Annotated in this window: 19 protein-coding genes; 12 read left to right on the forward strand and 7 right to left on the reverse strand. The window is 51.9% G+C overall.

Annotation, left to right across the window (positions count from 1 at the left end; all coding sequences use genetic code 11):
* Positions 1-42: 42 nt before the first annotated feature.
* Positions 43-900, reverse strand: coding sequence for a YihY/virulence factor BrkB family protein (locus RBH76_12020; protein ID WMJ83448.1), 858 nt, complete (start codon positions 898-900; stop codon positions 43-45).
* Between the two features lie 251 nt (positions 901-1151).
* Here RBH76_12020 and RBH76_12025 point away from each other — a divergent pair, with 251 nt between their 5' ends.
* Positions 1152-1712 (forward strand): hypothetical protein, encoded by a 561-nt coding sequence (locus tag RBH76_12025; protein WMJ83449.1) that lies wholly within the window; start codon positions 1152-1154, stop codon positions 1710-1712.
* 123 nt (positions 1713-1835) lie between these two features.
* Here the strand turns inward: RBH76_12025 and RBH76_12030 are convergent, their stop codons facing one another.
* Together RBH76_12030 and RBH76_12035 are read right to left on the reverse strand one after the other, a co-directional pair.
* On the reverse strand, positions 1836-2501 hold the full coding sequence (locus RBH76_12030) for a LysM domain-containing protein (protein WMJ83450.1): 666 nt from the start codon (positions 2499-2501) through the stop codon (positions 1836-1838).
* Positions 2502-2653: 152 nt separating this feature from the next.
* Positions 2654-3313 (reverse strand): YoaK family protein, encoded by a 660-nt coding sequence (locus RBH76_12035; GenBank protein WMJ83451.1) that lies wholly within the window; start codon positions 3311-3313, stop codon positions 2654-2656.
* 386 nt (positions 3314-3699) lie between these two features.
* Here RBH76_12035 and RBH76_12040 point away from each other — a divergent pair, with 386 nt between their 5' ends.
* The 9 genes from RBH76_12040 (at position 3700) to RBH76_12080 (ending at position 9210) form a co-directional block, all read left to right on the forward strand.
* Entirely contained in the window at positions 3700-4191 is a 492-nt protein-coding gene (locus tag RBH76_12040) for a phage scaffolding protein (GenBank protein WMJ83452.1), read from the forward strand.
* Between the two features lie 120 nt (positions 4192-4311).
* On the forward strand, positions 4312-5250 hold the full coding sequence (locus tag RBH76_12045) for a hypothetical protein (protein WMJ83453.1): 939 nt from the start codon (positions 4312-4314) through the stop codon (positions 5248-5250).
* A gap of 16 nt (positions 5251-5266) precedes the next feature.
* Entirely contained in the window at positions 5267-5425 is a 159-nt protein-coding gene (locus RBH76_12050) for a hypothetical protein (protein WMJ83454.1), read from the forward strand.
* Positions 5412-5747 carry a hypothetical protein gene (locus tag RBH76_12055; GenBank protein ID WMJ83455.1) on the forward strand — a complete coding sequence of 112 codons (336 nt, stop codon included), beginning with the start codon at positions 5412-5414 and terminating at the stop codon, positions 5745-5747. Before RBH76_12050 ends, RBH76_12055 begins: the two co-directional genes overlap by 14 nt.
* Before the next feature lie 66 nt (positions 5748-5813).
* The gene (locus RBH76_12060; GenBank protein WMJ83456.1) at positions 5814-6188 is read left to right on the forward strand and encodes a hypothetical protein; all 375 of its coding nucleotides are present in this window, start codon (positions 5814-5816) and stop codon (positions 6186-6188) included.
* A gap of 25 nt (positions 6189-6213) precedes the next feature.
* Positions 6214-6699 (forward strand): hypothetical protein, encoded by a 486-nt coding sequence (locus RBH76_12065; GenBank protein WMJ83457.1) that lies wholly within the window; start codon positions 6214-6216, stop codon positions 6697-6699.
* Positions 6700-6777: 78 nt separating this feature from the next.
* Complete coding sequence (locus RBH76_12070; protein ID WMJ83458.1) at positions 6778-8049, forward strand: phage tail sheath C-terminal domain-containing protein; 1272 nt, start codon at positions 6778-6780, stop codon at positions 8047-8049.
* Between the two features lie 14 nt (positions 8050-8063).
* Positions 8064-8510, forward strand: a complete 447-nt coding sequence (locus RBH76_12075; protein ID WMJ83459.1) for a phage tail tube protein — start codon at positions 8064-8066, stop codon at positions 8508-8510.
* A gap of 346 nt (positions 8511-8856) precedes the next feature.
* Positions 8857-9210: a DUF2577 family protein gene (locus RBH76_12080; GenBank protein WMJ83460.1), complete on the forward strand. Its 354-nt coding sequence runs from the start codon at positions 8857-8859 to the stop codon at positions 9208-9210.
* Positions 9211-9283: 73 nt separating this feature from the next.
* Here the strand turns inward: RBH76_12080 and RBH76_12085 are convergent, their stop codons facing one another.
* Positions 9284-9517, reverse strand: a complete 234-nt coding sequence (locus RBH76_12085) for a hypothetical protein (GenBank protein WMJ83461.1) — start codon at positions 9515-9517, stop codon at positions 9284-9286.
* Between the two features lie 220 nt (positions 9518-9737).
* Positions 9738-9995 (reverse strand): hypothetical protein, encoded by a 258-nt coding sequence (locus RBH76_12090; GenBank protein WMJ83462.1) that lies wholly within the window; start codon positions 9993-9995, stop codon positions 9738-9740.
* A gap of 62 nt (positions 9996-10057) precedes the next feature.
* Here RBH76_12090 and RBH76_12095 point away from each other — a divergent pair, with 62 nt between their 5' ends.
* Positions 10058-11137: a hypothetical protein gene (locus RBH76_12095; GenBank protein ID WMJ83463.1), complete on the forward strand. Its 1080-nt coding sequence runs from the start codon at positions 10058-10060 to the stop codon at positions 11135-11137.
* A gap of 40 nt (positions 11138-11177) precedes the next feature.
* Here RBH76_12095 and RBH76_12100 read toward each other — a convergent pair whose 3' ends face one another.
* The gene (locus RBH76_12100) at positions 11178-11441 is read right to left on the reverse strand and encodes a hypothetical protein (GenBank protein WMJ83464.1); all 264 of its coding nucleotides are present in this window, start codon (positions 11439-11441) and stop codon (positions 11178-11180) included.
* Positions 11442-11566: 125 nt separating this feature from the next.
* The gene (locus tag RBH76_12105; GenBank protein ID WMJ83465.1) at positions 11567-11827 is read right to left on the reverse strand and encodes a hypothetical protein; all 261 of its coding nucleotides are present in this window, start codon (positions 11825-11827) and stop codon (positions 11567-11569) included.
* A gap of 89 nt (positions 11828-11916) precedes the next feature.
* Here RBH76_12105 and RBH76_12110 point away from each other — a divergent pair, with 89 nt between their 5' ends.
* The gene (locus RBH76_12110; protein ID WMJ83466.1) at positions 11917-12252 is read left to right on the forward strand and encodes a hypothetical protein; all 336 of its coding nucleotides are present in this window, start codon (positions 11917-11919) and stop codon (positions 12250-12252) included.
* Positions 12253-12254 lie beyond the last annotated feature (2 nt).

Consider the following 12254-nt stretch of genomic DNA (forward strand, 5'->3'; position numbering starts at 1 on the left):
AAATAGGATGCCACGGCGTGGAGATACTGCGGTTGGGCGCTGTCATTTTAGTCCACGCGCGGGGTTAAACCGCTTTTGCCACCATCCGGGCTTGTAACGGAGCAGAAAAGCGTTGAGGTAAGCGCCAAGATAGAGGATATACATGGAGTAGTAGATCCAGACCAGCGAAATAATAATCATGGTGAGATTCCCATAGATGCCAAAGAAATGGAATATGTCAATTAAAATGGCGTATATCTTGGAAAAGACGAACCACACGATTGCGGAAAATGCGGCACCGGGCAACTGCTGCCGGAATTTGAGATTTTTGCGAGGTAGTGAAGCGAAAAGCATGGCGTTATAGAAGGTGAGATACGCAATAAAAATTAGGCCGCGCAGATTCAAAAACGCCTCCCATAGTCCGATATAATAAGGGAAATAGCTGCCTATAATGTGTATGAGATATTTGCCGAAAACGACTATCGAAAAATCTAGCACAACGAAAAGGATGAGGAGCCCGGTATATAAAATACCGTGCAGGCGCAACCGGAAAAAGCCCTGTTCCTGATAGCCCTCATAAATTTCGCCAACGCCGCGCGCCAGACAAGCAAAGAATTTTGAGGCCGACCAAAGCTCCGCTATAAGTGAAAGAGAGAGCACAGACAACGAACTGTCATACACTTCTGCGACAATATTATGGATTAATTGCTGAAATTGCTCTGGTGCATAACTAAGCAGCGGTTGCAGAATCATTCCTTGGGTTAGCGAAGTAAAGGGGAGCAGACCCAGAAATAGCATCACTAACGGCACCAGTGAAAGGAAAAGGTAAAATGCGCTTGAAGCGGCGAATATGCTGATATGCGCGCGCCCAAGTCCCTGCCTGAACAACGAAAGGGCCGACCAGAATTTGTTCTTTTTCACGGCGCTGTGCTACCTCCTACCTGAGATGCTTGATAACTATTTTATGGTTAAGTATAAATGAAATATACATGTCCGGTCAAGCGGGGAGCCAATTGCCCGGATTGTTTTGAAAGTAAGGCAGAAGGAGTAGATTAATTCATGAAGCTGACAAATTATTCCAAATAATTCTTTGTTCTACATCTTTGCCGTGCTACTATAAACCAGTGTAAAGGAACTTTCCATAAAAGTGACGGCAAAAGGAGCGGTATTTCATGAGTCTGGCGTTATTGATCGAGATTGAGGACAAAAAAGAGCAGCTGAGCCAAATTGACGCGCAGCTTGACGAAAAAATACGCGATAAGGCCGCCTTTGAGCTGGCGCTGGCCTGTCACAATTTCAGAAAATTTTTTGAGACCCACCATTTTAAGGTTGAGGAGACTCTTGAGGAAGGCAACCGCGCCCTAACCGCTCAATATGGCGGGCTCAAAGCAACGCTGCACTATAATTCGGCGCAACAGCACAAGGGGGCATATGCCGTTTTATACCTGTCGGTCAAGTTGAGCCGAAACGAGAAATATAAAATTGTACTGCAGCGTAAAGATTCGGCTCGGCTGGATGTTAACGTGGCTTCACTTGGGTATTCGCTCAAGGACACACCCGAGGTTCAGCAGGGGCAGGAGCTTGACCGGCTGCAAAAGCAAATTGAAGCCAACGAAGAACGGCTGGCACATTTTCAGCAGGAGCAGTGGACTTACACAATTATGACGGACAAGAACAGCCCTTCGGACAGCTTTAATTCGATTATGGAAATTTTGGTTTATCTGATCAGATAACATGATGAACAGCAACAGGCCGCCGGTGAAGGCGGCCTGTTTTTGTAACCTGACTTATTGAGAGCGGCGCGTTGCCGGACATTTTGCCCCACAACTTGGGTAGGAAAAGGCACGTCGGTATGACTAAATTTCGGTATCGTCAGATTTTTGAGTGGCCGAAGCGCGGATGGCTCTACCGCCACGTCTGCCGCCGCGTCTACCACCGCGCCTACCACCAGGTCCACCACCGGGTCCGCCGCCGGGCCTACCACCAGGTCCACCACCGGGTCCGCCGCCGGGTCTGCCACCAGGCCCACCGCCGGGTCTGCCACCAGGTCCACCGCCAGGTCCACCGCCGGGCCAGCCACCGGGTCCACCACCGGGTCCGCCGCCGGGTCCGCCACCGGGCCAGCCACCGGGCCAGCCACCGGGCCAGCCACCAGGCCAGCCACCGGGCCAGCCACCGGGTCCACCGCCGGGCCAGCCACCAGGTCCACCGCCGGGCCTGCCACCAGGCCTACCACCGGGCCTGCCAGGTCTTCTACCCGGGTGCCGCCACGGTCCGGCCGGCCAGCGCAGCGGATTATTCCAGAAGTTCCAAGGTTGGGTTATGAACAGGTAGGGAAATGTGATGTACCAAGGAAAACGCTCGTACAGATAGGCGCTGACCGGCACCATGATAATTTGGGTAGGAACGATATTTGCAGGGCTAAGGCCGGGGTTTGCCGCCAACAGCATATCGGCCGTGACACCAAAATGGCTGGCGATCAGGTCAAGAGTATCCCCGGGCTGGATAATATATTCGAACAACTTTCAATCACCTCCATAGTATTATATGGAAATGACCGCACAAGTGATTTTATTGAGGGGAATTATAAAGCACGCTTCTATTATAGCGAAACATGTTTACGGTCTGACATATTCTAAAATTAAAAGGCTACCTATAAAACGGTAAGTTTGGCTCAAACCTTCTCTACAAACAACAAAGCAAACACGGCAGCCAGCACGACGCAGGCAAAAAAGATTGCGTTCATGCCAAAGGTGCGGGTCAACAGCGCACCAAGCACCGCACCGATCACGAAAAACACGATGATACTGTAATAGCGCAGGCTGTTTTGCAGGTCGTCGGGGTTTTTGGTGCGCCCAAACACCCAAAGACATTCGGTGGCGCTGCGCAGGTTGCCGGTACACATGGTGGTGGCATAGGCGTTGCCGTACATTTTACGGAAGCTCTGCACCTGTAACGCGCACACAAACGACACCAACACGTTGGCCAGCATGTCACCGCTTTGGGGGATAAAGGCGATTAAAAACAACACCAGCGTTTCAAACGCAATGACCACCTGACGCCAGTGGAATTTGGCGTGATCGTAATAGAACTGTTTAATGGCCTCGGCGGCAAAGATGCCCGCCGCAAAAGCGATGATTGGGACAAGGTAATAGAGACAGCCCCAAAAGTTGCCCTGCGCCATGTGCATGCCCACCAGTACGATGTTGCCGGTTTGAGCATTGGCAAAAACGCCCCCGCGGCACAGGTAGGTATAGGCGTCTAAAAAGCCGCCGACGACGGCTAACAATGCGCCAATTAAAAGCGTTTCAGATATATTTTTGTGGCGTGTCATGGGGATTCCTCCATCTGGTGCCACCGCGCGAAGCGGGCGCGCCTCCCTGCTAAATTGTTGTAAGCGACGCGTGGCAATATATATCAAAATTTACATCATATTAGCATAAAACACAGCAGAAGGAAAGGGCGGTGCCAATAGCTGTCTGTCGACAGTCTGTCAAAGCCTAATGCGTTAAAACTGACCATAGAAAGCCACAGGTTACCCATGCTAAGATGTAGGTGTCAGAAATGGCACACAGTAAAAGGGCGGAAGCGCATTAAAATTGCGCCCGTCCTTTTGTTGTGCAAAAATGCCTTTCGTGCGGGCGCTTAAACGGCACGATCGCCGCGGCGCAGAGCGGCTGCGCGCTTAAAAGTTAAATCGACGGCGGGAAAGGGCAAAAAATGGAGCAACTGAAACAACTGTTTGGCGAAAAGGCATTGACCTACGGCGAATTTGAAACTGCGCTGCAAGGTTGCAAAGACCTAAAGCTGGCAAACCTTGCCGGGGGGCAGTATGTCGACAAGGCGAAGTTTGCCCAGCTCGAGGTGCAACTAACGGAGGCCAAGTCTGGGCGCGAGGCCGATGCCAAAGCGTTTGGCGAACAGCTCACCGCTCAGAAAAAAGACGCGGGAATCGCGCAGGTGCTTATTCGGGCGCAGGCCAAGAACCTGACCGCCGCCAAGGCGCTGCTTAGGCTTGACGAAATTGTGTTGGATGGCGACACGCTCACCGGGATAGACGAGCAGCTTGAAGCGGTCATGCGTGAGAACCCCTTTTTGTTCGGGGGCGCGCAGGGTAACCCGCCGCCACCCGCAAATGGCGGTGTAGGCTTTGTCTCGGACGACACGGCAAAGTGGCGGCTCGAAGCGGGACTTCCGATAGCCGGGCAGTGATAACAGTTTGGCACGTCTTGCTCTGCTGCGCGCGGGTGGAGCATTTTTTATGACCTGTCACTATTTTTGTTCCAAATGTACGAATATTCATCCTGTGATATTAAAAAAGGAGACTAAATTATGAACACTTTTACTGAAAAGGCAACCAAATTTTTGGACGTTCTCGACGAGGTTTACCGCCGTGGTGCCATTACTGCGATGCTAGACGACGCGGCGCTTTCCAGCCAGTTTGCCGGCGCAAAGACCATCAAGTTGCCTAAAATTGCCGTGGACGGCGCGGGAGACTACGACCGAGATAACGGCTACGCACAGGGCGGGGTGGCTGCCTCTTTTGAGGAGCACACCCTAAAGTATGACCGCGGCAGAAAGTTTAGAATTGACGTACTCGACGACGACGAGGCCGCGTTTGACCTCTACCGTCAGGTGGCGCTGCAATATTTGCGCACCCGCGAGATTCCCGAGATTGACGCCATCCGCTTTGCCGAAATCTTTGACGCCGCCAGCCGCGCAGGTACACTTGGCACCGTGGTGCAGGCTGACCTGAACGCAACCGCCAAGCCACTGGCTCTGTTTGATGCGGCTGAAAAAACACTCAACGAAAACGAGGTGCCCGATGAGGGCCGCGTGCTGTTTTGCACCAATGATTTTTATGCGCTACTCAAATCTTCCGACGTGATTGCACGCCGGTTGGATGTAGGCGCTAACACCGGCGACATCGACCGCCGCGTCGTGATGCTCGACGGCATCACCCCGATCATCCGGGTGCCGCAGTCGCGTTTTATGACCCGAATTGCCCTGCTTGACGGCAGCAGTGCCGAGCAGAAGGTCGGCGGCTATACCCCCATCGCGGGTACGAGCTGCGACATTAATTTTGTCTACGCCAACAAAGACGCGTTGCACGGGGTAATCAAGCGCCGGTTTTCTAAGATTGTCGAGCCCGCGGCCAACCAGTCGGCCGACGCTTATGACATCTTCTACCGTGCGCACCACGACCTAATCGTCAAGGATAACGAGACAGCGGGCATCTACATCCACACCAAGGCCACCGCGCGCGCTTAATGCGGGGGTGGACAACATGACATATATGAAAAACGGCGGTTTGATCAGAATAGTCAATGACCGTGACGTGGCACGCTTTGTCGAGATGGGCTATGTCCCCATGGCAAAAAGTGAGAAGCCCGCCCGAAAGGCTGCCCGCAAACACAAGGAGGAAAAACCTCATGGTGGCGCGTGATGTTTCGGCGCTCGTCGCAGAGCTGTCGGCGCGGGATTTGATGTTCGGCGCGACCGAGGCGCAGGCGCGATCAGTCGCAGAACAGGCCAGACTTCAGTTAGCGTCTTATTGCAACTTGTCGGAATTCGCCCCGCTGCCGGACGGCATGTTCTACGGCTGGCTGACACTGACGGGCGCGCTACTATCTTTGCGTACCGACGCTACAGCGGGGCGGGTGACCAGCGTTTCGGAAGGGGATAGGACGGTGACCTTCTCACAGGAGAATGAGGGGTTGCCCGCTGCTTGCAAGGCGGTCGCCGGCCGCTACCGCAGACTGGGATAACAGAATATCTTTTGAGGTCGGGCGGATTTCTGTCCGGCCTCGTTTTATAACAGGGAGGGAATCGATTTGGATATTCCGGGAGGGGCCGCCGCGCGGGCTGCTTTGTCGGCTATGTATAGCGACACCGCTGTCATCAAGCGCAGCTGTACCGATGCGGCGACCAACAGCATGGTGACTGAAACAGTGTATGACGGGGTGCGCTGTCATCTTTCAAGCCGAAAGGGACTGGGTGCGCGACGCACCGCCTCGCTGAGCCAGACCGCGGCGCAGGCGCAGACAAACGCGGGCTATACCGTGTTTTTTGACTCCTGTATTACGGTGCAACCGGGCGATTTTCTTACGGTGACGCATGGGGAACAGACGGTGCGTGGGCGCGCGGGGCTGGCCGATTACGGCACGCTCGGGGTCACCGTCGCGCTCGACGGCGTGGTGATCGCCTGATTCCATGCTAAAGGGAGAAAAGACAATGGCAATTATTTTTGACTCGGGACTGTTGACGCGCCGGGAGGCCAAAACGCTAACCCCGGCGGATTTGTGCAAAATCGCGCTTTGCAGTGCGGTAGCGGTGCAGTTGCCGGGCGCGACGGTGTATGCTTCCGCACAGGCGCAGGGGGTGGTCGCGCCGGCGGTGTTTGTGCGCTTTGGCAAGATTGCGGCGCGAGAGAAGCTGGGTGGCGTTGAGCAGGTAGTCGTCGAGGCACAGTGCCGTTATCTTCCGCTGGCAGCGGAGGACGACGGCGAAAACGAGACGGCCATGCAGGCGATGCTCGACGCGCTGCTGGCAATCAACGGCGGGGAAGCGGATTTTTCCAGCCGGAACCGAACCGCCGAACGCACCGAACTCGGGGCGACCACCAAGGGGGAAATTCGGTTGGAGATTCGGCGGAAAGATGCCGCCGAGCTGGCCGAAGGCATTATGCGGACGCTGGAGCTGGGGGTACAGGCAGGATAGTTTGCGTAACCCGCGCTAAATCAAAACTTTATATCTTTAAATACATCTATATAATCAAAGCGAAAAGGAGACATGAAAATGGCACAATTGACAGGCGCAGTTATCAATGTTTACAGCGAAAAGACCCTCGCCATTGAGGCGGGAGCCAGAGGCACGGCGGCCATTGCGCTGCCGCTGGATTGGTATATGGAAGGCAAGCTCATCACGCTCAACGTCGACGATTCCGCGTTTTTAAAACTCGGGCACATGCTCGACGATATGATCGAAGTGCGTGAAATATGTAAGCGCGCTTCCAAGGTGCTGATTTATCCGCTTTGCACTGGCGGCGTGAAGGCGTCGGCAACACTGGGCGAAAACCTGACCGCGACCGCGCTAAAACAGGGCGCACGCGGCAACGATGTCAGCGTGGTGGTAGTAAAATCGGGCGAGCTGTGGCAGGTAAAGACCTTTATCGATGGCTGTGTGGCGGACAGCCAGCTTGTGACGGATGCAGCGGCCTTTAAGCCCAACGATTTTGTCGCCATCAGCGGTACAGGCGCCCTTGCTGCAACCACTGTAAAGCTAACCGGCGGCAGCGACGGTGCGGTGGTCGACACGGCGTATGACATCTTTCTCGAAGCGCTCAAGACTGAGGAATTCCAGACCATCGCTTACACCGGTGCCGATGCGGGCATCAAGCAAAAGCTGGTCGAATATGTCCAGCGACAGCGCGATGACGAGGACAAGTTCATTCAGGCCTGCGTGGGGAATATGCCTGCCGACTACGAGGGCATTATCTCGTTTGCAAACGGCGTTATTCTAAACGATGGCACCGCGCTGGACGCAAACATGGTCTCGGCGTGGCTGGCGGGCGCAACCGCCGCGGCTGCGGTGAATGAATCGCTCACTTACGACAGTTACGACGGCGCGGATAGCGTCACCGAAAAGCTGACCAGATCTCAGCAGCTTGTCTACAAAAATCAGGGTCTGGGTTGTTTTATCCTGAACAACGGCAAGGCCAAGGTTGAAAGCGACATCAACACATTGGTGACCTACACGGTGCAAAAGCAGAAGGATTTTTGTAAAAACCGTGTGCTGCGTGTCATTGATGGAGTTTGCACCGATATCAAGGCGGTGTTTGATTCTTCCTTTGCGGGCGCGGAACACAACAATGCAAACGGGCGCAACCGCTTTAAGGCGAGCATCTGTGACTATATGACTGCGCTGCAAAATCAGAACGCCATCGAGGAATTTGAATCTGACGACGTGACCGTCGCCGCCGGTGCGGATAAGGACGCTGTGGTGGTTACCCTGCGCATTAAGCCCGTTGACAGCATGGAAAAGGCGAACATCACCGTTCGCGTGAGATAAGGGGAGGATAACACATGGATAAGGTAAAGCTTTCTAGTATTCCCGCGGGGCACGACGGCAACGGCTATATCACGCTGGACGGCGGCGTGGTGGCGGCGTTTCGCATCGCGAAGATTTCGGCTCAGCTCGACGTCACCAAGGAAAGCCGCCGATTTTTGGGTGAGGTGATGACCCAGAACGCCGCCCGCGGCATGGCGGGCAGCGGCAACGTGTCTTATTACCACACGACCACCGCGCTTATTGACGCGATGAAAAAGTATCAGAACGGCGACAGCTACCCTGAACTGACGCTGCAATACTACGCCGAAGCACCCGGAAGCAAAGGCCGCTGCGAGGTGGTGCTGCGCAATGTGGTACTCGATGCGGTGAGCTTTGGCGCACTAGACGATTCTTCCGACGATGCCATGATGAACGAGAGTGCGTTTTCATTTGACGATTTCGACATCATTGAGCGGTTCTAGAAACAACAGGGGGGCGGCTTATTAAAGCCGCCCCTTTTTCTACAGCTCAGGGAAAATAGTTTTTCGATACAATGCGACACACCGCGCGAATAAAGCGTTAAAATTAGGTGAAAAGTGCATTGGTAATTTGCACAGAGGCGCTGCAAAAAGCGTCATAATAAGACAAAATTCTGTTTGTTACAACAAGATATGAGCGGCAGTTGAGAGCCGCTCGACAAAATCCGCCATCGCGCGCAAGAGGGTTTGTCCAAAAAGGCGCGCGGGGCAAGGCTTATTCATCCTATGCAAGAAAATACAAAAATATGCCGCGGGGCTGTATTTTCCGCGGCGAAAGGGGTTATTTTTTATGAATACTATTCGCTTGCTCAAGCAGATTGCGCGGGACGCCATCCGGACGGAAAGCCCCTGCGATATTATCTACGCCACCTATTTGGGCAATGCGCTGCGCATCGACGCGCTGCCGCTTGACCTGCCGCTGGATATGGTGAACATTCCGTCTAAGATGCAGAAGATTGAGGGCAAGATCACCTGTACGCTTAAAGAAGGCGAGGGCGTGGCGATTGAGGGCAGCGGCGACGTGCGCAGCATTAAGCTGACCGACGTGCCGGTGACTATCACGCTGGAATTAAAGCCCGGCGACCATGTTATTGCGGCGCGGCATGGCGGCGGGCAGAAGTTCACTATTCTGGATAAGTACTAAGGGCGGAATATGCACAGGGCGGTTTTATGCAAACGAAAAACGCACAGGTTGCCCTGTGCGTTTTATATGCGTATTAGCCGAAGATGCCTTTCTTTTTAGGCTCCTCTTCAACGTAGGGGGTGTAGGGCTGGTTGTCTTCGTAGAAGATGGTATAACAAATTATCACGCTACCAGCATTGGACATGATAATATTTTTGATACTATCATACCCTACTTGAGCAATGAATTCTTCAATAGGAGATAGTTCTTTACGCTGATTATCATACAAACGATTGGAATTCATTTGAAAAACTTTAATTCGTATCACAATAAAGTCCTCCTAGAGTTTTCCTTAATAATAACATAAAGGAGTGGCAAGAAAAAGGTGGAAAATCAACAAGCTGCTGTCTTGCAGGCGGACGAGCTGATCGATACGGAGAAGTAAACAGGGTAAAGGCGCGCTGGCATAACCCACCGCCTGTGGGGCAGGGCGGCTTTAGGCAAACAAAAAGCGCACAGGACAGCCCTGTGCGTTTTTAAGATGCGTATTAGCCGAAGATGCCTTTCTTTTTGGCGGCGTCCGTTTTAGTGCGTGGGGTGTAGGGCTGGCCGTCTTCGTAGAAGAAAGAATAACAGGAGTAAGAGCTATTGGGGCCCGAAACGATAATATTTTTAATATTTTCATAACCAATTTCAGCAATAAATTCTTCAACTTTTTCTATTTCATTGGCACTTAAATCTGCGTAATTAGACGAGGTCTTAGAAGCTATATCCGAGTTTATTTGAATAACTTTCAAACGTATCACAATATTACCCTCCCAAGTTTTTCTTAAATAATAACACATAATTGAAAGAGGTGAAAGACAATATGGATAAAACTAGTGTTTTGCAGCCTGATGAGTTAATGAAAGAGGTTGCAAAGCAAGGTGGAGCCATTGCGGGGTTGCTTAATAATCAGTGGACAACCCTGCAATTGCTTGATGGCACACTGCTGATGTCTTTCGGGATGCATAGTCAGCTTTTTGCAGCTATGTTGGGTGAGCTTGCACTGCAAAATAGCTTTGCCAGTGCGCAGTTGGGCGAACAGCAGCTTTACGATGCGGCTGCGTTAGAAGGCGCGTCTGCAATGTATCTGCTAACGAGTACACTTTCGGGTAATGTAGACAGGATGACAGGGTATCTGCTCAGAATGATGAATTTTAGTGAAACGACTAACGAAAGCATTGGGCAAGTGTTGCCGTTGCTAAAGGAAATGAGAGAATCCAGTGGAATTAACGATGCAGCCAACACGGCATTTGGTGGTATTGGGGCAATGTCAAGTGTAGGAGATGCTATCCAAAAATCTAACATTGGTGGGGTTGGAACTGCTCTTAAAACTTTTGGTGGCGCCGCTGGAATTATGGGTAAACTTGGTGCGCTTGCTCCGCTGCTTACCTCTGCTGCGCCGTTACTGGTTGGCGGTCTGGCGGTGGCGGGCATTGGTACAATCGCGTATAAAGCTTATAAAAACCATAAGGCAAAAAAAGAGGAAGAAAAGAAGGAAGAGGAAGCTCGAACTAATGTAGCAAACCCCCTGACCGGCGTGGAAGATGAGGTGGATACCGGACAGGCGAGAGCTCAGGTTCAAGTTGATACTACACAGGCTCTAGTAGACCCCTTTAACACAGGGCAGGGTGAAGATTCAGCCTACAACAAGTATCAAGGCCAAATTGAAAGTAGCCAAAAGACAGCTGACACCCTGCGCGAAGCGGTCAGAACTGGCAATATCGACGTAGCGGCGCAGCTTGGCGCGGTGGCAGATGCTCTCCAAAGGCTGGCTGAAAAACCCGCTGATCGCAACGTGAAAAGTGAGATTGTCATCAACACGCTGAAAACCAACACGACGCTCTCGGAGTTTAAGGAAATGTTCATCGAAACGTTGGTTCGCGATCTGGAAACAGTGGAGTAAAAGCAAAACCGCAGGAATTCACCCTACGGTTTATCTTTATTTACCTGCAGCCTTGACCATTGTCTTCGTAGAAAATGGTATATATTAAACAATAAATGTCACCAGATGTTGTTATTTTACGTACGTTTTCAAAACCAATTTCGGATATAAACTCCTCGATAAGGGTATATTCTTCTTCACGTCTGGCCAGTTTTTTTTGATACTTGGCCTTGCCTTTTTCGCTTTGGTCGTTTCTAGCTGCTATTTCGGCAGAAGGAAAATCAAAAAGGTCTGGGCTAATTTTAAAAACTTTCATTCTTATCATACTAAAAACCTCCGCTATGTTTTTTATCATTCTAGCACCAAAGGAAAAGGTTGGCAATGAACGCGGGGGACAACATCAAAAAAGGGGGAGCGCAATGTCGTTCCCCCTTGGCGCGCAGGATGAAATCACCCCGGCAGGTTGTCCTCGTAGAAAATCGTGTAGGTCATAATGCCCTCGCCACCGGGCGCGACAGCGATTTTGCGAATGTTCTCAAAGCCCACCACGGCGATGAATGCCTCGACAGGTGCCATTTCTTTTTTGCGCTGCTCGAGCTTTTGAGCATAGCGTTCCTTGCCCCTTGGCATGTTGCCGCTTTTTAAAAGCTCGTCGTAGTTTGTCAGATCAAATACCTTGAGGTTTAAGAGAAAAAGCTGCATTCTAACCATGTCAAAATCCCTCCACGATAAAATTTTACCACATATTAGAAAATTCTTCAAATATTTCGAAAAAATCCAACTTAAAAGGAGTAAAAATTATGAAAAATCTCGAAGGATTCTTAAACCCCAAGAAGAAACCAAACCTGCGCTTTATCCTCTCGGAGGATTTTGTCGGCGAGGATGGTGCGCCCCTCGTGTGGGAGATGCGCACCCTTTCGGCACGCGAGCTTTGCGAGGTGCGCGGCTACTACGAGGGTCGCGGGCAGGAGGAAACAACCCTCGCTCTGCTGCACCATTACTGGTTGGCGGTCTGGCGGTGGCGGGTATCGGCACAATGGCTTACAAGGCGTATAAAAACCATAAGGCAAAAAAAGAGGCCGAAGCGGCCAATGATACTCTCTCCGAAAAATCAATTATGGACCCAGTTGCCTTAGAA

This window comes from Oscillospiraceae bacterium MB24-C1, from assembly GCA_030913685.1.
Classification (GTDB): domain Bacteria; phylum Bacillota; class Clostridia; order Oscillospirales; family Ruminococcaceae; genus Yanshouia.